At 42.2% G+C, this 19,741-nt stretch carries 18 protein-coding genes; 6 read left to right on the forward strand and 12 right to left on the reverse strand.

Features of this window, described 5'->3' with window-relative positions; all coding sequences use genetic code 11:
• Positions 1-37 precede the first annotated feature (37 nt).
• From ACFSVN_RS06130 to ACFSVN_RS06155, 6 genes are all read left to right on the forward strand, one after another.
• The gene (locus ACFSVN_RS06130; RefSeq protein WP_390300080.1) at positions 38-1,000 is read left to right on the forward strand and encodes an alpha/beta hydrolase family protein; all 963 of its coding nucleotides are present in this window, start codon (positions 38-40) and stop codon (positions 998-1,000) included.
• Between the two features lie 97 nt (positions 1,001-1,097).
• Complete coding sequence (locus ACFSVN_RS06135; RefSeq protein ID WP_390300082.1) at positions 1,098-2,120, forward strand: Gfo/Idh/MocA family protein; 1,023 nt, start codon at positions 1,098-1,100, stop codon at positions 2,118-2,120.
• Between the two features lie 59 nt (positions 2,121-2,179).
• Positions 2,180-3,403 carry a DegT/DnrJ/EryC1/StrS family aminotransferase gene (locus tag ACFSVN_RS06140; protein ID WP_390300084.1) on the forward strand — a complete coding sequence of 408 codons (1,224 nt, stop codon included), beginning with the start codon at positions 2,180-2,182 and terminating at the stop codon, positions 3,401-3,403.
• 87 nt (positions 3,404-3,490) lie between these two features.
• Positions 3,491-4,513, forward strand: a complete 1,023-nt coding sequence (locus ACFSVN_RS06145) for a vWA domain-containing protein (RefSeq protein WP_390300086.1) — start codon at positions 3,491-3,493, stop codon at positions 4,511-4,513.
• 46 nt (positions 4,514-4,559) lie between these two features.
• Entirely contained in the window at positions 4,560-5,054 is a 495-nt protein-coding gene (locus ACFSVN_RS06150) for a cupin domain-containing protein (protein WP_390300088.1), read from the forward strand.
• Positions 5,055-5,106: 52 nt separating this feature from the next.
• The gene (locus ACFSVN_RS06155) at positions 5,107-5,856 is read left to right on the forward strand and encodes an HAD hydrolase family protein (RefSeq protein ID WP_390300090.1); all 750 of its coding nucleotides are present in this window, start codon (positions 5,107-5,109) and stop codon (positions 5,854-5,856) included.
• 68 nt (positions 5,857-5,924) lie between these two features.
• On the opposite strand, the gene ACFSVN_RS06160 is transcribed toward ACFSVN_RS06155, so the two are convergent.
• The 12 genes from ACFSVN_RS06160 to nrfD form a co-directional block, all read right to left on the reverse strand.
• Complete coding sequence (locus ACFSVN_RS06160; protein WP_390300092.1) at positions 5,925-9,314, reverse strand: DUF4175 family protein; 3,390 nt, start codon at positions 9,312-9,314, stop codon at positions 5,925-5,927.
• Between the two features lie 60 nt (positions 9,315-9,374).
• Positions 9,375-10,250, reverse strand: a complete 876-nt coding sequence (locus tag ACFSVN_RS06165) for an MBL fold metallo-hydrolase (RefSeq protein ID WP_390300094.1) — start codon at positions 10,248-10,250, stop codon at positions 9,375-9,377.
• 131 nt (positions 10,251-10,381) lie between these two features.
• On the reverse strand, positions 10,382-10,699 hold the full coding sequence (locus tag ACFSVN_RS06170; RefSeq protein WP_390300096.1) for a cytochrome C oxidase subunit IV family protein: 318 nt from the start codon (positions 10,697-10,699) through the stop codon (positions 10,382-10,384).
• A 28-nt stretch (positions 10,700-10,727) separates the two neighbouring features.
• Complete coding sequence (locus ACFSVN_RS06175; RefSeq protein WP_390300098.1) at positions 10,728-11,378, reverse strand: cytochrome c oxidase subunit 3 family protein; 651 nt, start codon at positions 11,376-11,378, stop codon at positions 10,728-10,730.
• A gap of 70 nt (positions 11,379-11,448) precedes the next feature.
• Positions 11,449-13,152: a cytochrome c oxidase subunit I gene (ctaD, locus tag ACFSVN_RS06180; protein ID WP_390300100.1), complete on the reverse strand. Its 1,704-nt coding sequence runs from the start codon at positions 13,150-13,152 to the stop codon at positions 11,449-11,451.
• Position 13,153: 1 nt separating this feature from the next.
• Positions 13,154-14,098, reverse strand: coding sequence for a cytochrome c oxidase subunit II (gene coxB / locus ACFSVN_RS06185; protein WP_390300102.1), 945 nt, complete (start codon positions 14,096-14,098; stop codon positions 13,154-13,156).
• On the reverse strand, positions 14,098-14,928 hold the full coding sequence (locus tag ACFSVN_RS06190; RefSeq protein WP_390300104.1) for an SCO family protein: 831 nt from the start codon (positions 14,926-14,928) through the stop codon (positions 14,098-14,100). The genes coxB and ACFSVN_RS06190 overlap by 1 nt, the downstream gene beginning before the upstream one ends.
• A gap of 7 nt (positions 14,929-14,935) precedes the next feature.
• Positions 14,936-15,469, reverse strand: coding sequence for a transposase (locus tag ACFSVN_RS06195; protein WP_390300106.1), 534 nt, complete (start codon positions 15,467-15,469; stop codon positions 14,936-14,938).
• Between the two features lie 11 nt (positions 15,470-15,480).
• Positions 15,481-16,692: a hypothetical protein gene (locus ACFSVN_RS06200; RefSeq protein WP_390300108.1), complete on the reverse strand. Its 1,212-nt coding sequence runs from the start codon at positions 16,690-16,692 to the stop codon at positions 15,481-15,483.
• Positions 16,693-16,717: 25 nt separating this feature from the next.
• Positions 16,718-17,707 carry a c-type cytochrome gene (locus tag ACFSVN_RS06205; RefSeq protein WP_390300110.1) on the reverse strand — a complete coding sequence of 330 codons (990 nt, stop codon included), beginning with the start codon at positions 17,705-17,707 and terminating at the stop codon, positions 16,718-16,720.
• Positions 17,708-17,750: 43 nt separating this feature from the next.
• The gene (locus ACFSVN_RS06210) at positions 17,751-18,296 is read right to left on the reverse strand and encodes a DUF3341 domain-containing protein (protein WP_390300112.1); all 546 of its coding nucleotides are present in this window, start codon (positions 18,294-18,296) and stop codon (positions 17,751-17,753) included.
• A 5-nt stretch (positions 18,297-18,301) separates the two neighbouring features.
• Positions 18,302-19,729 (reverse strand): NrfD/PsrC family molybdoenzyme membrane anchor subunit, encoded by a 1,428-nt coding sequence (nrfD, locus tag ACFSVN_RS06215; RefSeq protein WP_390300114.1) that lies wholly within the window; start codon positions 19,727-19,729, stop codon positions 18,302-18,304.
• Positions 19,730-19,741 lie beyond the last annotated feature (12 nt).

Consider the following 19,741-nt stretch of genomic DNA (forward strand, 5'->3'; position numbering starts at 1 on the left):
CCGGGTTGTTGAATAAATGAAAAGGACTATTTATCAAATGAAAAAGGCAGTTTATATTTTGTTGGCATTAAGCATGGTCCCCCTTCTCTCTATGGGGATAAATGCCCAGGATATAGTACGGGAGGAAGTAGTATTTATAAGTGGGGATAATGTTTTGAGTGGAACATTGGTACTCCCGGACTCAGCCGAGAATGTACCGGTAATTTTGTTCCTGGGAGGTATGTATGAATGGGGAGATTTTCACTCACAGCGGCAGAGCTTTATAGAAGAAAACCTGGAAGCTATATTCCCGGAAGCAGGCGTAGGAGTTTTTTATTATGATCCCAGAGGCGTTGGTGACTCTGAAGGAAGATGGGGCAGAGCTACTTTAAATGATTTTGCTGATGATGCCTTGGCGGCTATATCATTTTTGCAGCAACGAAAAGAAGTAGATTCTGAAAGGATCGGGATCGTGGGGCATGGCGAAGATGGATGGGTTGCACAGATTGTGGCAGCAACAGCTCCTCAGGAAGTTAAATTTATGGCTTCATTGGCAGGGCCCACTTTTGATGCAACCAGGCAGCTCATTAATGAATATCACAGTGAATATGTTTGTAACGGTGAAGATAGTACAGCCGCTTACAATAAAGCGGTTCAAAAAGCACAATCTCATCAAAACTGGGTGTCCATGATTGCCATAACGAAACGATGGCGCCATATGAGGATGAAAATGGATCATGAATCTGCTAAGTATCTTAAGGACATAACGATTCCGGCATTATTTGTTTTTGGAGAGAATGACGGACAGGTATATCCATCGTGGGCTTTGGAGGAAATGAATGAAGTGTTTCCTGATTCACTCCCATCAAATTTCAGCACCTTCAGTATTGCCGGGGCTAACCACTATTTTCATGTAGTATCTCCATGTTATAATTATGAGGATGACAGTGAGACGATTAGAAAAAACTTTTCTTTTAGGTTTAAGGAAGTTCTTCGGGAATGGATCTTTGAACATTTATAAACTAAAGCCATATTAACTCGCGTATTCTTATCTCAAAGTGTTAAATTAGTGACACGGTAAAAGCTATTGTAAATATTAAAAGTGATAATTTTACTAAATGGATCCTATAAAGTTTTCAGTAATTGGGTTTGGACGGATCGGGAAGAGACATGCTAAGATCATTCATGAATTTGAACACAGTTCATTGCAGTCTGTTACCGATATAGATTCAGATCAATTTTCGGCGATCGGTGAGTTAATGATCGAAGGCCACACCTATAGTTCACTTCAGGATTTTATAGCTAAGGATAAGAACACAAGTGATGTGGTATCAATTTGTACTCCCAATGGTTTTCATACCGAGTACGCAGTAAAATTGTTAAATGCCGGCTATCATGTAGTGATCGAAAAACCAATGGGGTTGTCCAAAGAATCCTGTTTAGAAGTGATAGGAGCACAGGAAGCCACTGGAAACAGGGTTTTTGTAGTTAAGCAAAACAGATACAGTCCCCCATCCGAATGGATGAAGAAAGTAATTACAGAAGGATTGATCGGGGATGTATTGATGGTACAGGTAAATTGCTACTGGAACAGAGACGAAAGGTACTATAAGGACAGCACCTGGCGGGGAACCAATGACCTGGATGGAGGTGCTTTATTCACACAATTCAGTCATTTTGTTGACCTGATGTATTGGGTATTCGGTGATATAAAAAATCCAACATCAACCATCAAAAATTTTACCCATCCAAATCTGGTTGATTTTGATGACTCAGGTTTTGCACAGTTTGAATTTTTGAATGGGGGAATAGGGAGTATTAATTATTCTATTTCATGCTGGGATAAGAACATGGAAAGCAGTATTACTGTGATCGGTTCCAAAGGCAGTTTTAAAGTAGGGGGGCAGTATATGAATGAAGTGGAATACTGCCATATCCAAAATTATGAAATGCCGACGCTGCCACAGACAAACCCACCGAATGATTACGGGCCATTTAAGGGAAGTGCTGCCAATCATCATTATGTGATAGAAAATATCGTGGAAACGTTAAACGGAATAAGCGAGCCTACAGCAAATGCTTTTGAGGGAATGAAAGTGGTGAGCATTATTGAACAGATCTACAATGCAGCCAAAAAGTAGTTTTAGAGGCCACTTCTTTTTATCCTTCATTCATAAAAAATTTATTTAAACGTAGAACTATGTCCATACCTTTACTTGACCTTAACCGGCAGTATGATACGATAAAGGAAGAAATTCGGGATGTCATTGATGAGGTCCTTGAAAGTCAGTATTTCATAATGGGAGATAACGTTGAGCAGTTCGAGGGTGAGGCAGGTACATATTGCGAAACCAAACATGCTTATGGTTGTGCTTCCGGTTCAGATGCACTTTTACTCGCCTTAATGGCAATGGATATTAATCCCGGTGATTATGTTATCACAAGTCCGTTCACATTTTTTGCTACGGCAGGAGCAATTTCAAGATTGAACGCCATTCCAGTTTTCCTGGATATTGAAAAAGATTCCTATAATCTCGACCCGAAACAGGTTGAGTTATTTTTGAAAAAAGAGCATCCGGTATATAAGAAACTGGATCCCGATCCGGAAAGAATTAAAGCTGTAATCCCTGTTCACTTATATGGCCAAATGGCGGACATGGACCCGATCATGGAGATCGCCAATGAACACGGCTTGAAAGTGATAGAAGATGCAGCCCAGGCCATTGGAGCAACTTACAAAGGTCAAAAGGCTGGAAGCATGGGAGATTTTGGATGCTTTAGCTTCTTCCCAAGTAAAAATCTTGGAGCCTATGGTGATGCGGGATTGATCACCGTGAAAGATCCGATCTTGGCAGAAAAAACGGACATTCTGCGACTTCACGGTGCAAAACCCAAATATCACCACAGCATAGTTGGGATAAACAGCCGACTTGATTCCATTCAGGCCGCTATACTATCGGTTAAGCTCAGGTATCTGGATGAATGGTCCGAAAAACGAAAAGAAATTGCTCACACATATAATGAGCTTTTCAGAAAAGCCGGAATAGTTGGGGATCTGAACCAATGCAAAGATGGTTGTTCAGAAAATTGTGGTTTGGAGACCAATTCGATCATCACTCCAACCGAAACTACCGGCGCTTCTGATCGGAGTGGAAGACATATTTATCATCAATATACCATCAGAACAAAGAAAAGAGATGCCCTGGCCAGGGTTTTGAATGCTGAGAATATTGGGCATTCCGTTTACTATCCCGTTCCGCTCCATGAACAAGAATGTTTTTCCTACTTAGGATATAAAGCTTCGGATTGTCCCAATGCTCATTGTGCAAGCCGTCAGGTAATTTCATTACCCATCTATCCTGAACTAAAGGAGGCAGAAATCCAAAAAGTGGCAGATACAGTAATTTCAGTACATACTTCTTAATTTTCGGAAGTCTGATAACTTTATAATTTATTACTGCAACTAAGGCACTGAAATCTCTATTTTAGAAGCAATATTAAACGATAGAATATGATCTGGGAAAACTCTTTATATCTTTGGTTGCTTGCATTTATTCCTGCAGCCGTTGTGTTGCTTTGGTGGCGAAGCTATCAGGCCAGGGCCATACAGGAAAAATATTTCAGTCCTGAGCTTTTTAAATCTTTGAGAAAAGGATTTTGGCCTCTGGGGAAGCGGCTTAAAAATATTTTTATGTTAACCGGTCTCTTTTTTTTGACGGTTGCTTTAGCAGGACCAAAGATCGGAACCGAAGTTCGGGAAATTAAGCGTCAGGGTGTTGATATGCTTGTGGCATTGGATCTTTCTGCCAGCATGAATGCAGAAGATGTACGTCCCAGCCGGCTTGAAAAAGCGAAATTTGAAATTAACAGGCTGATCGAACGGCTTCAGGGTGATCGTGTCGGTTTGGTTGTATTTACCGGAGAGCCGTATGTACAAAGCCCCATGACTCTCGATTATTCTGCCTTACGTCTTTTTCTTGATATAGCAGATACCGAGCAGATGCCAAGTTCTGCCACTGACTTTAAATCAGCTATGGAAACTGCCCTGGGGGCATTTCAGGCTCTTGAGGATAATGACAGTGATGCAGCAAAAGTCTTGCTTATTATTTCTGATGGGGAAGATCATGGACAGTCATATAATGAAGCTCTCAATGAACTTATAGAGGAAAACATATTGGTTTATACCCTTGGAGTTGGTACCAATGAAGGAACTACCATTCCTTTGTATGAAGAAGGGACAGATAGATTAGTAGGTTACAAGCGTGATAATAACGGTCAGGTAGTAACAACAAAATTGCAAAGTCAGACTTTGAGGAATATTGCCAGAACTGCTGATGGGGAATACTATTCCATTGAAAGGGGAAATGAAGGCATCGATGCTTTTTTAGCCCGTATGGACGAACTTGAGAAAGGAGAATTCGCCAGTCAGGAGTATGCCGACTATAAAAATCAGTATCAATGGATGGGGGTGTTGGCACTTTTGTTTATTGTAGGTTCCGTGATGATCCCATCCTATTCAATCCGAAAGGCTTGATCACCCGATCACATTTTAAAAATCATTCACTTTTAATAATTAATTAATGTCAGATAAAGAACAACGCTTTAAAGAGGTAGAAGAAAACCTGATCGAGCAAGGATTTAAGATCAAAGAACAAGACCTTGAGCGGCCATGGGGAGGCTTTTTTGTGATTGAAGAAGATCAGTCGAAAGAATTTATTCAGGCTTATTTTGATGATGTTGACATAAATGAGATCAATATATCAGGAAGACTAAGCCCGAAGATCCTGTTAGTTGAACCCGGAAAAAGACTTTCATGGCAATATCACCATCGTCGTGCCGAGATCTGGCAGATCATTGATGGCCCCGTTGGTGTAGTCAAGAGTATCAGCGATGAGCAAAAACCAATAAAAGAGTACAAGAAAGGAGAGAAGGTGATCCTTAAACAGGGAGAGCGGCACCGGCTTGTTGGATTGGAAAACTGGGGGGTAGTAGCTGAAATATGGCAGCATGTATATTCTGATCATCTTTCGAACGAAAAAGACATTGTTCGCCTTGAAGATGATTTTGGACGTTAGTACCCGTTCCAGTTAACTTCTATCTTTTTAAGAATTTATAGTATAGCATTCTATGATCAAGTTATTTATCACAGATCTGGACGGTTGTGTAGCCCACCCTTTTCTGAGTCCCGATTGGGAAGCTTTGTCACGCATTAAAACATTGAACATTAAAAGTAAGGATGATGCTCAGATTCCTGCATTGACGATCTGTTCAGGAAGACCGTTTCCATATGTAGAAGCTGTTGGACAGTGGCTTGATGTAGATCTTCCGATGCTTTTTGAAAGTGGGGGCGGGATGTATGATATACAAACCAACGAGATCACCTGGAATCCCCAATTCGGTGATGAAGCAAAAAAAGCGGTTACTGAGATAAAAGAGTGGCTTGAGAAAACACTCATCAAGAATTATAAAGGAACCTACCCTGAGTTCGCAAAATATACAGATGCAGGTTTGGTGAATCCCGATTCAGCTAAAATTGCATTGATGCATGAGGAAGTTCTGAATCATGTAAATGGGAACTATCCCATGTTTGAAGTACATGCTACGGATGTTTCTGTTAATATAATCCTCAAGAAAGCCAACAAAGGAGAGGGTATTCGTTTCTTATGTGAGAAGCTGAAGATGGATTTGGAAGAAGTGGCATACATTGGGGATAGCAGTGGAGACATCCCCGGCTTACAGATCGTTGGCAGATCATTTGCGCCAAGTAATGCCAAGCATTTTGTGAAAGATGTGGTTGATAATGTAACTCAAAAAACTGCAACCGAAGGCGTTTTGGAAGCCTATGAGTTTTTAATTCAGCAGAACAAAGAGCAGTAAATCGCAGATGTTATAAAACACTGAAGGGTACGGTTCCTCTGGATTAACAAAAAGATTCAGTTTGAATATTACTGAATTTCTCTCTTTTGAAGCTGCTTCAATAGCTCAAAATAATTTTCGATCAGCCGTTGATAATCAGGAGAATACTTGGTGAAATTGGGATCATTGAGCCGATTTTGGATTTCTTTTTCAAGTTCCTCAAGTGTTAGTTCCGGGGGAGTTGCCCGGTTAAATTGATCAGGATTAGAACCTTCTCTTTCATCTTCTTCCCCTTGCTCTTGCATGGCCTGTTCAGCTTCGAGCATTCGGGATAATATATTTTGTTGTCGTTCTATCAGCGTTGGGTCAGCTGCTCCACCACGGAGGTCATTGATGGTATCTTCCATATCTTCGATCATACGCTGGATTTCACTTCCAAGCCTGTCGCCGTCTAACTCACCGCTCTGCTGAAGTTCCTGAAGCTGTTTTCGGATCTCATTTTGCTGCCTGGCGATCTGATCCAATCTTTCCATTTGATCCTGGGACAATCGTTCTCCCTGCATGTCATTGATCATTTCCTGGAGCATTTTATTCAGTTGTTGCTGGTTCTCTCCGGATTGCTGCATCTGTTCTATCATCTGCTGCATCGACATACCACTTCCGCCTGACCCTCCTCCCTCTGAATTTTGGAGCTCTTCAAGTAAATTGGCAACCATAAATGAAATATCATTGATACCGCCCAATGCCTGTCGTGACGCTACAGAAGATTGCTCCCGGTTACGTTCTGACATTTGTTCCAATGAACGTTGAAGTCTTTCCTGTACCTCAAGTTTCTTTTTGTTGATCTCATTGGAAAACTGTGGAATTTCCGTAGATAGTTGAAACAGGGAGTCAGAGATAGAACTAAAGATACCTTCAACATTGCTTTGATTCCGGGCATAGGTAACAAAAGCCTGACTTCTGTTTTCTGTATTAGAAGCCAGTGTTGTTAGATTTTCTTGTTCAAGGGAGATGTTAAGCAGAGAATAAAGCACATACTGAAGGCCGGCTATATTAAGCTGCATTTGGTTTTGCCCCATTTGGGACATCATTTCTTTCGTTTGCTCCGCAAGTTGCTGATATTTTTGCTGGCGACCCTGAGAACTAGATTCACCCTGTCCTGAAGAATCCTGTTCATTTTCATTACCCTGCTCGTTCTCTTCTTTTGATTCGTCTGGGTTACTTATCTCTTCTTCAATTTCTTCGGAGAGTTCATCAAGCTCTTCTTTTGTTTCCTCTTGAAAATCACCTATTTCTTGTTCGTTCTTAGAAGAAGTATTCTCTGAAAGTGATTCGATCTTTTGCTTCAGATCTTCATTTTCTTCAAGAGTTTTCTGAAGCTGCTCATTTTTAGCCTGATCCGTTTTATCTGCTTCCTGGGAATCTCTTTCCCCTTCCCGGCGGGCCATATCCTCAAAAGATCTGGCAAGCTTGTCGAGATCAGAATTTAGTTTTATTTGTTTGAACAACTCAATGGTTCTCTCCAGGCGTTCTTTATAAAGTTCTTCGTTAAACTCCAGGTTCTGCATGGCTTGCCGCATCTGCTCGGGTGTCATCTGCTCAAACTGCTCCTGAAGTTTCTCCAAAGCCTCCCGGTAAGCAGGATCGTCGATCTCCTCCAAAAGTTTCTGGAGTTCTTCATAGGCCTTTTGAGTTTCTTCTGAAAGCATATTGTCTTCACTCAGCTCATTCTTCAACTCCTCGAATTTTTCATTGAGCTCATCGATCCTGCTTTGTACTTCTTCTTGTTGTTTCTGAACTTGTTCTAACTCCCTTTTTTCTTCATATCCCGGATTTTCAGGATTATCCTTCATTTGCTCTTTAAAGCGTTCATATTGTTCCCTTGTTTGCTCAAAAGCTTCCGAGATATCACTCAGATCCGTTTCAACTTCATCTTCTTTTTTATCGATGTCATCAAAATATTCCACCAGTGAGGGAACCTCCAGGGTAATGATCCTGGAATCGGAGGATTTATAGCCATTGTATCCGTCATTGTCCTGAACAGTGACCCAAAAGGTGAGTATATCCTGAGGACTTAATTCAAATTCAGCAAGATCCCATACATAAGAATTCAGGTTACCTTGAGTTGGCGGTTCAAAGGAAATACTGCCTGTAATTGGTTCTTCGACATATGCTCTCCTTAACTCGTAGTTGAGTGATGCACCGGTTAGCCCAAAGTCATCTGACGCTCTGTATAGAATATCGATGTCGGAAGGGTTGACCTCCCGAATGTTATTCTCAGGTTCTATGATCTCTGCCAACGGGTACTCATCGTTTTGAGGAGATATCACGATCTGAAATGGGTTGCGGTTGGTAAGCCCATTCTCATCTTCAATGTAAAAACGCAAAGTATCGTCTTCAGTTACTTCAAGATCGTAAATGAAAGTACTGTCTGTTTGAACCGGCAGTCCTGAAGAGTTTTTTTTGGTGTATAACTGCAGGGATGTGACTGCTTTATTCATGGTACCTGAAAGTTCCAATCTAGAACCTTCATATGCGCGGATCTGTGATATGGGGTAAGTGTTGACGGTTGAGTCAAGCCCGGTATAATCAGGTGGGATCACCGTTGCCCTAAGTTCAGAAAAACGAGGACGAAGTTGTACATCTGCATTGTAGGTTTGGCTTTGATAGCCATCCATCTCAACATAATATTGGAGGTCATTATTTAGGTCTTGGGTGATAGAGCTGAATGTTGAACCCGAAACTTCCATTGCCCTTGTTCGGTACTCTTCCTCTACCGAAGTCTTGATTTTCAATTCCACTTCGTCAGGTATCAGATCTCCCTCAAAATCAATAGTCACTTCAAAAGGACTTCCCTGTTCCTGCGTTACGTTCCCGGGAGATATGGTGAAACTATATGGATTGGGCTTCTCAAAAGTTTTCCAAAATGAAAAAGTACGGAAGGTAGCATCACTAAAGTTGAATGATGTCGCAACAAATACCACTAGTACAGCAATATTCAGGTTCATCAACCGCTTGTATGCCGTATAATTCTGAGAAGAACGTATGTGATCATCGAGTGAATCAGAAAGTCTTTCAGAATCGATCTTACTTAAATTCTGGAAGATCGCGGCATCAATAAGAGCGCGGTTTCCTTCTCCTGACTTTTCAAGATCAAGGGTATCTTTGAGTTCAGGGAGCTTGCTTTTTCGGCTGAACTCACGATAAAAATGGGTAAAGGATTCCGACCCAGCATTTTTATAGCCTTTCCAAAAAGTCACTACGGAAGATATCAGTACTGACAGAATCAGAATCAGTTTGGTTGGGATGGATAAGTAAACAACATGTTCGGCAATGATCAAAGCCGTAAATCCGGCAAAGAGGATAAGGAAAGACCGGAGCAATAGAATACCCTTCCTTTTCGAAACGAGGGAACTGAAGGCAGAATGCAAGTGCTTCTGAACTTCTTGGGTTGAGTTATGTATTCCGGAATTTTCCATAGATCACAATAAGGAAGATGTGGCTGTTATAAAACTTAGATACCACTTATTTATTACTCATTAAAGGTCATTCAGGCTGAACTTTTTGGAGACTGAAAAACGATGGTTTTCATACTCAACTCGGATCATTTCGTGATCAGCATCATGCTCCAGGTACAGGTTCCACTTTTTATCGGCTGCTTCTTTCAGAAACGCATCTTTTTCATCTAACGTTTGTACCGGATACATATCGTAACCCATAACCCAGGGCAGGGGAACGTGTACATGTGTTGGGAGCAGGTCTGCAACAAAGACCATGGTTTTTCCATCCGCTTCTATCTTTGGTAGCTGTTGTCCGATAGTATGTCCGTTTACGCTGATGGCTGAAAGTCCCGGTTCATATTCATGATCTTCCTCTACTAAATTCAGATTACCGGAATCCTTGATGGGATCTATGTTTTCCGGAAAGAAACTCGCTTTCTCCCGGGCGTTAGGATCATTCGCATTTTCCCAATGACTGCCTACCACATGGTATGCAGCTTTTGGGAAGGTGAGTTCAAGTTCATCATTGTCGTTATAAAAACTGGTTCCTCCGCAATGGTCAAAATGCAGATGAGTGAAGATGACATCAGTTACATCCTCAAACCTGAATCCATGTTCAGCGAATGAATGTTCAAGATTCTTTGAGCTTTGATCGAGCTGGTATATACCCTGCATCTTTTCATTGAACTTGGAGCCGGCTCCATTATCTATCAGATACAGTTTTCCGGTATTGTTTGATTTGATAAGCAGGCATCTCATGGTCATAGGGATCCTGTTCTTTTCATCAGCGGGGAGGCTTCTCGACCATAGTGTTTTTGGCACTACACCGAACATGGCCCCTCCATCAAGGCGGAAGTCTCCGGTTTCAATGGTAAATAATTCAAAAGGTCCTAAGGTTGTTTTTGATAAGCTCATACACGATAAATTTGGTTCACTTAGAATATAACAATCAGCAGACAGGATTCAGAACAGAGGGTATTAAAAGGCATAAAAAAAGCCCCTCAACAATGAGGGGCTTTGATATAAAAACTGTTATTTGGCTGAGATCAGAACGATGGAACTACATCATTACGATACATGGTATCAAGTAATGTAATGGAGATCATCAGGAGAAAGAAGATGACAGCCATGATCAATAGCATTGCATTAAATTTAACATCCCAGTATAGATTCATGAAGAATGCTGCTACTAAAAATGCTTTCACTAAAGCAATGGATATAGCGGTGACCACATCAAAAGGAGGGGGAATCGCAACAAATTTTGCGACTACCACCGTAATGATGGTCAGTATCAATAATGCGGTTCCAACGGCCCAAAGCTGGCCTGCTGTAGAAATATGATGTTCGTGATTATGTGCGCTCATAGTCTAAAATCGTTTAGGATAAATTGGGTCATTCAATGAGGTAAAGTAGCGGAAAGAGGAAGATCCAGATAAGGTCAACCAAGTGCCAGTAAAGGCCTGTGATCTCAACAGGGGTATAGTATTCGCTGCTGAATTCTCCTTTCTTTGCTCTCAGATAGATCCAGTATATAAGTCCGATACCTATCAGAACGTGCAAAGCGTGAACTCCGGTCAGCATATAATAAATACTGAAGAATATAGCTGCCTGAGGGTGGTCAAGCCCCTCATAGGTATAATACTCACCCGGGAAAATACCAAGCTCAAACTTATGAGCATATTCAAATCCCTTAATGACCATGAAAACTATGGCGAGTCCAATGGTAATTAGCAGGTTGATCTTCAAGCCTTTCATTTGATCTTTTTGGGCAGATCGAATGGCCATAGCTACTGTTAAACTACTACCGATTAGGACTACAGTATTTACTGCTCCCCAAAAGGTGTTAAGCTCAAGTGCAGCCATTTGGAATAGTTCCGGATACCATGCCCTATAGACGATATAGGCACAAAATAATCCGCCAAAAAATAAGATTTCGTTTACTAAGAACACCCACATACCCAATTTTGCGGTATCAAATTGCTGATCGGAATCAACAAAATGATGATGCACATGCGTAGGGTGTGAAGTCGAATGATTCGCCATTTACTTCCCGAGTTGTGTTTTGTTGGTTTGCATTTTTTTGATCTCTACTCTTCTTCGAGCTTTAATTCTATCAGTGATCATTACCTTCATTAGCCAAGCCAAGCTGGAATTCTTCCATAGGCTTGTGATAATCATAAGGACCATTAATGATCACCGGAGTGTGATCGAAGTTGTGGAAATCAGGCGGTGAAGTTGCCTGCCATTCCAAACCACGGCTTCCCCACGGGTTAGAACCGGCTTTTTCACCACTCATTAATGATTTTGCTAAGTAGTAAGCGATCAGTAGGAATCCTACTCCAAGTATATAAGAACCTATAGTTGAAGTTTGGTGGAATATGGTAAACTGATCGATGTAGTTATAATATCGACGCGGCATTCCCTGCGATCCCATAATAAACTGAGGAAGGAAGGTTGTGTTAAAGCCGATAAAAATTAAAGCAGCTCCAATCTTAGCCTGAAATTCGTTGTACATCTTGCCTGTCATTTTTGGCCACCAGTAGTGGAGTCCGGCAAGGAAGGCGATGAGGGTACCTCCCATCATCACATAGTGAAAGTGAGCTACCACATAGTACGTATCATGAAGGTGAATATCGGCTGAAAGGGCTCCAAGCATGATCCCCGTAAAACCTCCGATGGAGAATATGAACAGGAAGCTGAACACATAGATCATCGGTGTCTTCATTTCAATAGAGCCTTTATACAATGTTGCCACCCAGTTCAGGATCTTGATACCGGTAGGAATTCCCACTAAGAACGTGAGGAACGAAAACACAGTGGTTGCTACGGCAGACTGTCCTGAGGTAAACATATGGTGTCCCCATACCAGGAAGCCAATAAAAGCAATGGCTAATGATGAAAGTGCGATAGCCCAGTATCCAAAAATGTGTTTTTTGGAGAAAGTGGTGATCACTTCAGAGATAATTCCAAAAGCTGGTACGATCATAATATATACCGCCGGGTGGGAATAGAACCAAAAGAAGTGCTGAAATAAAACCGGGTCACCGCCAAGGGCAGGATCAAAAATTCCTATCCCAAGAAAACGCTCCATTGTAAGCAGTAACAATGTGATTGCAAGCACAGGCGTTGCTAAAACCTGAATAATACTTGTGGCGTATAATGCCCATAAGTTCAGAGGTAGTTTACCCCAAGTAATACCGGGAGCCCGTAACTTGTGAATGGTAGCAATGAAGTTGGTACCGGTTAAAATGGATGAAAATCCAAGTATAAAGACCCCTAAGGTAACCCAAATCACACTGGATGAGGATTCGGTACTGTAAGGGGTGTAGAAGGTCCAGCCGGTATCCAATCCATTATTTGCAAGAGCTATGAATGTAAAGATCGCTCCGATCACATAGATATAAAAACTGGCAAGGTTAAGCCTCGGAAACGCAACATCCTTTGCTCCAAGTTGCATAGGCAGCACAAAGTTTCCAAGTGCGGCAGGGATAGAAGGGATCAACACGAAGAATACCATAATAGCTCCGTGCAGCGTAAAGAACTGATTGTATGTATCCGCTTCGATGAATGTTTTTGCCGGAGTTAAAAGCTCAGTTCTCAGAAGAAGAGCTAAGATACCTCCCAATAAGAAAAAGAACGTAACGGAACCCAGATACATGAGTCCGATCTTTTTGTGATCAACGGTGGTCATCCAGGCCCAAAGCCCTTTCTCATCCGTTAGATACGTGTTTTTGGGATCTTCGGACGGCTTAAACCGTTTTACCTTTAATGTCTTTTTAGTGCCGGTAGATGCCGGTGTTACTTCAGCTGTTGACATATTAATCTTCTAAAGTTTTAATGTATTCAATAATATCGGAGATGTCTTCGTCGCTTAGGCGACCCTCATAGCTAACCATCTGATTCTGATATCCTTCAACAATTTTTGCTCCGGGATCCAAAATAGATTCTCTGATGTAGTTTTCATCAGCAGTAAGAGTGGTTCCATCGGTCATTGTTTCTTCACGGCCAAATAGTCCCTGGAAAGTAGGACCGATCTTTGCTGAGCCATCTACAGAATGACAAGTGACACATCCTTGAAGTGTAACGAGATTTTCACCTCTTTCAACGGGAGTTCCGCCTCCTCCTGTATTTTGCTCAGCTAACCAGTTCTCAAAATCCTCTTGAGTGTGAACAACTACAGTAGCTAACATATCAGAGTGGGAAGTTCCGCAATATTCAGTACAAAAAACCTGAGACTCGCCTTCTTCCTCTGCCTGAAACCATACGGTGGTATAGCGGTTAGGGAGTACATCCTGCTTGATACGGTAGTCCGGTACAAAGAAGGAGTGCAATACATCCTGAGACTGCATCACTAATTTAACGGGACGCCCTGCGGGTACATGAACTTCATTTCCAACCTGAGCTCCATTTTCATAGCTGAAGGTCCATCCCCACTTGTAGGCAGAAACCTGTATCTCATAAGCGTTATCCGGCGGGGTTTGGAGGTTTAACCATCCTTTGTATCCCCATCCAAATACGATGAATACCAAAAGAAGAGGTATTACCGACCAGGTGATCTCGAGCTTATTGTCGTGGGTGATTAGTGGTGTTTCGTCGTCTTCTGACTTGCGCTTATATTTGATCGCAAAATAGATCATTGCGATCGTTACACCGGCAAGAATAATGAAGCTTGCGATGTGGATGAAAGCCATCAACGCATCGGTACTTGCTCCTGTCATTGGAGATTTAAGCTCCGGGAGCATAAAATCGAATAAACTGCCCATTAGTTAAATTCAGTTTTTGAGGTTTGTTTTTTGCGTTTTTCGCGAAGCCAAAGCGAGCCTAAGAATATACCGAGAATTATCAGTGTAGCCAAGCCACCAAGCTTCATAATATTAATTGCTACCGGTGTATAACTACCGGAATCAGGATCATATTGGTAACAGTACATAACAACTTTGTCTATGGTGTTGCCAATCTTTCCATCTGCGGCCTCGTACAGAGCGCTGCGAACATTAAATTCATCATAGGAGATGCCGTACAAATAACGGGTTATCTTCCCATCAGGACTCAGGAGCATTATTGCCGCACTGTGGGCATATTCTCCGGTTCCTTCAATTTCTTTGTATCGAAACCCAACGGCTTCAACAACCTTATCGATCTGACTTTTATTACCGGTCAAAAAATACCAGCCATTTCTCGTGGTCGAGTCCATTTGGCTGAGATAATTTTTTTTCGACCTTGCAGCCAGTTCAGCATCTTCCTCAGGATCAATACTGATCGATAAAACAATAAAATCTTTTCCAGGTTTCCACTGGAGTTCTTCAACTACATTTATGGTTCCGTCCAGAACCAACCCACATAACATAGGACATTCGTAGTATAAAGGGTTCAATAAAACAGGCTTTCCTTCTTCAAGCAGATCACCTAAAAGTACACTATCTCCGTTCGAAGTTGCAAATTTGGCATCCAAAGGGATATAATCTCCCAAATGTTCATCTACGCCAAGATTTTGCAGCGCGTCCGGTTGTTCACGATTTAGCTGCGCTTGAGCAGCCTGTGAAGTCAGAAACACTGCAAGCAGCATATGTGCTAACAGTGTAAAACGTCTCATGATTATGTTAGTCTATGGCTATTCTGCTAATAGCACTGTCAATAGGAATTCTGTAAATACCTTCTTCGAGGTCAACTACACCAAAACTGTTTAACTCTTCTTCCTGTTCAGCTGTCAAAGCACTGAAATCAGAATACGTTACTCTTGAAGAGGCTTCTTTCTGTGCTTCAAACAAGCTGTACTGGGAAAAATAAACCAATCCGATAACAAAAATTATAACAAGAGAAGCTCCCAACGTAGACCAGAAAATGAGTTTACCGTAATTCATGTTATCACTCATCACTCCGTGAGAAACAGCTGCAGCAAACTCCTCATCTTCCGTGGTGATGTCAACATCTTCCACTTCGCTTCCGTCATCAACAGGGGCTTGTTCGGCTCCAAATAAACTTGCAGCGTCCTGATTTAATTGTGCTGCCCATGAGATCACCTCTTCTTCAGACAGGTCATGCTTTTCAGCGATCTGCTGAATTACAGAACGACTCTGTGAAACGGCTTCGAGTGCTACTTTAGCTTTAAATTCTGAACTATACTTTTCTGACATCGGTAATTCGATTATTGGTGATACGATTTAGAGAGACAGTCATCCAGTTTTGGATCATTTTTAGGAATCATATCATGCTTCTTAAGCGTGTGGAAGAACAGTCCAAAGAACAAGCCTCCCAAGCCAATGAAAGCGGTAATATCCATCCAACTAAAGATGATACCATGGTCTGATAAGACCGGCATTGCTATCCAATAAATTTCTGCAAAGTGAATGATGAGTACTAAGATCGAAACACCGGTTAGAACGGTTCTGTTCTTTTTGGCTTCACGATTCAGCAAGATCAAAAATGGAACTGCAAAACGGAAGATCAATAAGCTGTAGGCTATGAACTCCCATCCGCCTTCCAGTCTGTGGAAATACCATAGTGTTTCCTCCGGAAGGTTGGCATAATAAATAAGTAAAAACTGACTAAAAGCGATATATGCGTAAAAAACAGTGAAAGCAAAAAACCAGGCGCCCAGGTCATAAATGTGCACCTGACGGATAGTATTGGTGAACATTCCTTTTCGTTGCATATAAAATACGAGCAAGATCATTACAGGCCAGAATGCCTGGAAGCTGATTGCAAAGAAATACACTCCGAACATGGTGGAGAACCAGTGAGGATCAAGCGACATCAACCAGTCGAAACTTGCAAAGGCTACAGTAAGTGCGAAAAGCGGAATTCCCGGTGCACTCACTTTTCGAAGGAGGGAGGTTAAACCCCAGTCTCCGGTTTTATCCATTTCAACAGATACTTTATGAAGCTTATAGCCCAAATATCCCCAGATCACAAAATATATAACCTGACGAATGATGAAAAAGGTTGAGTTAAGATATGCAGATTTACCTGCTACGATCTTGTCATAATCAGCACTTCCATAATCAAGCAGTTCCGGGTGACTCCAGTGGTACAGGTTATGGATACCAAGCAGGATCGGAAGGATAAAGATAGCCCATATCCACAAGTTTGAAGAAAAAGTTTCTGCAATTCGTCTGAATACAACTCCCCAGCTTGAACGGGTAATATGGTGTAACATCACCATGATCAAAGCCGCCAATGCAATTCCGGTAAAAAAGGTAAAGCTGACTAAGTAAGAGAAGAAAAACTGGTCGGCATCAAAGAAGTAACCGATGATAGTGGCAATAAGGCCAACGGCACCGATCCCAAATAAAGCACGAGGAACTTTGCTGTCGGCTGGAAATTGTAAAGAATCTGTTATAGTAGGCTTATGACTCATTGTGTAAGTGAATTAAGCAAAGTTCTTAGTTTTCGAGATTTTTGATGTACAGGATAATGGATTCGATCTCAACATCTGAGAGGTAACTGTAAGAAGCCATCACGCCCTGAGCATAATCAACAGGTTTTTTAGCATTAGGCTGCACAATAGACTCACGAATGTAGTCTTCATCTTTTGTTACCGTAATAGTTTCACCGGCTTCGGTGATCACTTCACCTTCGCTTCCGAATAATCCGGCCCAGGTTGGCCCGATCCCGCCTGCAGAACCATCTTCATTATGACAAGTTCCGCATGCATTGGCAGTGATAGCCTCTTGCCCTAAGGCAATAGTAGGCTCCTGGCCTTCTGAACTTGCTTCCCGGGCTGCCGCAATAGAATCAGCTTTAGCTTGTTCCGCAGCAGCTTGTGAATTCAGAGCAGAAATATCAACATCGTACTGTTGTAATTCCTCTTCAGAGATAATTTGACTTTCCTGAAGTGCACGAATATAAGCTACGATAGCCCATCGGTCTTCAACGGGTATCTGGGTAGCATATGAAGGCATGGTTCGAACGCCATTATAAATAGCTGAATAAAGTTCACCATCAGAAAGATCTCTTACACGCTGATCGTGATAGGAAGGAGCGGGCACATAGCCATAATTTCCTTCCATAATAATTCCGTTACCTGCTCCTGTTGAGCCGTGACAAGGAGTACAAAAAATTTCGTAGCGTTCTTTTCCACGATATAAGAAGGACCGGGTAAGGTCTACAGGAATTTCCTCAATAAAGTCTCCGTTCTCATCAACGCCTTCATAGTATTCGGTATCCAATTTAGCGAATCCCCGAGCTACCGTTCCTTCAACAGGCTGGCGCATGGATCGTCCATCAGCAAAGAAGTTGTTAACCTCCTGAGCCTCTTTTCGGGGCTGCTGATCCATATTCATATTGGGGTGGATAGGCGGCTTTTCAGAAAGCTGGCCTTGACAAGCCGAGAGAGAGACTCCGAGCGCAAAAATGCCCGCAATCTTAAACATTCCTTTAAAATTCATTCCTGGAAATGATATTTGCGTGTTCGTTTTATTCATAAACTTCCTCGATGTGGGTAGCTCCGGCTTCCTTAAACAGTTTCTTTACTTCATCAGCATCAAATTTGTCATCTTCAGCTTCGATGCAGGCAAAGAACCCATCATCAGTTGCTTTTTTAAAGCGTTCTACATTAAAAAGAGGATTATTAAGCTTTGGAAGCCCATTCAGGTAAAACATCCCGAATACAGCACCAAAAGATGACAGTAATACGGTCAGTTCAAAAGTGATGGGAACCCAGGCGGGTGCGTTGAAAAAAGGTTTTCCGCTGATGTTGATCGGGTAATCTATAACCGACATGTAATACATCATGGCAATAGCACCGGTAAATCCGAGAATGGCGTGGCCAAAAACGATCCAGCCAAGCTTAGACTTCTTCAGTTTCATAGCCTTATCCATTCCATGAATAGGAAAAGGGCTAAAGGTATCAAACTTACTGAATCCGGACTTTGACATGGTTTTGGCCACATCCGTCAGTTCCTTAGGGTTTCTAAACTCAGCGAGTATGCCGTATAAATTTTGTTTTTCTGTAGTACTCATGATCTTTAAACCTTCTCAGATTGAGGTTTAGGTACTTCTACTTTTGGCTTATGGAATTCGCCGGTTTCCTCATCATAGTTATGAGGGTCGGCTTGTGGTATTACCGCTTTGATCTCTGCAAGAGCAACCATTGGAAGGAAGCGCAGGAAGAGCAGGAACATGGTGAAAAAGAGACCGAATGTTCCAACGTAAGTCAAAACGTCCCAGATAGTTGGAGAGTAATAATCCCAACTTGATGGCAAGTAATCGTTTGCCAGTGAAGTAACCGTAATTACAAATCGTTCAAACCACATACCGATGTTCACCACAATAGAAATAAAGAAGGTGAAGCCAACGCTGGTTCGTAATTTCTTAGACCAGAAGAACTGAGGAGAAAGTACATTACAAGTCATCATAGCCCAGTATGCCCATGCATAAGGACCGGTTGCCCTCAGTATAAAAATAGCTTTTTCATATTCAACGCCACTGTACCAGGCAATGAAGAATTCCATCATATAGGCAAAGCCTACCATAGAGCCGGTAACCAGGATCACAATATTCATCTTCTCCATGTGATCATCAGTCATAATATCTTTCATGCCGTAGATCTTACGGGCAACGAGCATCAGCGTAAGCACCATGGCGAAACCGGAGAAAATAGCACCGGCAACAAAGTATGGAGGGAAAATGGTGGTGTGCCATCCGGGAATCATGGAAACGGCAAAGTCAAAGGATACAATGGTGTGAACCGAAAGTACCAGCGGCGTAGCCAATCCGGCAAGGATCATATACGCCTTCTCATAATTCCACCAGTGGCGGTTTGAGCCGGTCCATCCCAGAGAGAAAATTCCGTAAGTAACCTTTCTGATCTTGTCCGTAGCGCGGTCGCGAATCGTTGCGAGATCAGGAACCAGGCCAACGTACCAGAAAAGGAGGGAAACGGTGAAGTAGGTTGAAACTGCAAACACATCCCAGAGAAGGGGAGAGTTGAAGTTTGGCCACATCGCCATTTGGTTCGGGATCGGGAATACCCAGTAGATAGCCCAGATACGACCAACGTGGATGGCCGGAAATACCCCGGCACACATAACGGCAAAGATGGTCATCGCTTCCGCAAAACGGTTAATGGCGGTACGCCAGTCCTGCCGGAATAGGAAAAGGATCGCTGAGATCAACGTTCCGGCGTGGCCAATACCAACCCACCATACAAAGTTAATGATAGCCCAACCCCAACCAACAGGATTGTTAAGCCCCCAGATTCCGGTTCCTTCCCAAATTAGGTACCCAATGGCAGCAACCATAACCATAAGCAGGGCATTGGCCCCGATCATGCACAAGTACCATATTTTTGGAGTGGGTCGTAAATTTATATCAGTAACCAGTCGTGTAAGGCTCGCAAAATCGTGATCGCCTTTTACAAGAGCGGGTTCCGGTACGTATTGGTATTTACTCATGTTTTGGATGTA

Origin of the sequence: Gracilimonas halophila, from assembly GCF_042684365.1 — a bacterium.
Classification (GTDB): Bacteria; Bacteroidota; Rhodothermia; order Balneolales; family Balneolaceae; genus Gracilimonas; species Gracilimonas halophila.

What these genes read in the sequence shown, in the direction of transcription:
- ACFSVN_RS06130 (WP_390300080.1), top strand. Translation starts at nt 38, where the DNA reads ATGAAAAAGGCAGTTTATATTTTGTTGGCATTAAGCATGGTCCCCCTT.
- ACFSVN_RS06135 (WP_390300082.1), top strand. Translation starts at nt 1,098, where the DNA reads ATGGATCCTATAAAGTTTTCAGTAATTGGGTTTGGACGGATCGGGAAG.
- ACFSVN_RS06140 (WP_390300084.1), top strand. Translation starts at nt 2,180, where the DNA reads ATGTCCATACCTTTACTTGACCTTAACCGGCAGTATGATACGATAAAG.
- ACFSVN_RS06145 (WP_390300086.1), top strand. Translation starts at nt 3,491, where the DNA reads ATGATCTGGGAAAACTCTTTATATCTTTGGTTGCTTGCATTTATTCCT.
- ACFSVN_RS06150 (WP_390300088.1), top strand. Translation starts at nt 4,560, where the DNA reads ATGTCAGATAAAGAACAACGCTTTAAAGAGGTAGAAGAAAACCTGATC.
- ACFSVN_RS06155 (WP_390300090.1), top strand. Translation starts at nt 5,107, where the DNA reads ATGATCAAGTTATTTATCACAGATCTGGACGGTTGTGTAGCCCACCCT.
- ACFSVN_RS06160 (WP_390300092.1), bottom strand. Translation starts at nt 9,314, where the DNA reads ATGGAAAATTCCGGAATACATAACTCAACCCAAGAAGTTCAGAAGCAC.
- ACFSVN_RS06165 (WP_390300094.1), bottom strand. Translation starts at nt 10,250, where the DNA reads ATGAGCTTATCAAAAACAACCTTAGGACCTTTTGAATTATTTACCATT.
- ACFSVN_RS06170 (WP_390300096.1), bottom strand. Translation starts at nt 10,699, where the DNA reads ATGAGCGCACATAATCACGAACATCATATTTCTACAGCAGGCCAGCTT.
- ACFSVN_RS06175 (WP_390300098.1), bottom strand. Translation starts at nt 11,378, where the DNA reads ATGGCGAATCATTCGACTTCACACCCTACGCATGTGCATCATCATTTT.
- ctaD (WP_390300100.1), bottom strand. Translation starts at nt 13,152, where the DNA reads ATGTCAACAGCTGAAGTAACACCGGCATCTACCGGCACTAAAAAGACA.
- coxB (WP_390300102.1), bottom strand. Translation starts at nt 14,098, where the DNA reads ATGGGCAGTTTATTCGATTTTATGCTCCCGGAGCTTAAATCTCCAATG.
- ACFSVN_RS06190 (WP_390300104.1), bottom strand. Translation starts at nt 14,928, where the DNA reads ATGAGACGTTTTACACTGTTAGCACATATGCTGCTTGCAGTGTTTCTG.
- ACFSVN_RS06195 (WP_390300106.1), bottom strand. Translation starts at nt 15,469, where the DNA reads ATGTCAGAAAAGTATAGTTCAGAATTTAAAGCTAAAGTAGCACTCGAA.
- ACFSVN_RS06200 (WP_390300108.1), bottom strand. Translation starts at nt 16,692, where the DNA reads ATGAGTCATAAGCCTACTATAACAGATTCTTTACAATTTCCAGCCGAC.
- ACFSVN_RS06205 (WP_390300110.1), bottom strand. Translation starts at nt 17,707, where the DNA reads ATGTTTAAGATTGCGGGCATTTTTGCGCTCGGAGTCTCTCTCTCGGCT.
- ACFSVN_RS06210 (WP_390300112.1), bottom strand. Translation starts at nt 18,296, where the DNA reads ATGAGTACTACAGAAAAACAAAATTTATACGGCATACTCGCTGAGTTT.
- nrfD (WP_390300114.1), bottom strand. Translation starts at nt 19,729, where the DNA reads ATGAGTAAATACCAATACGTACCGGAACCCGCTCTTGTAAAAGGCGAT.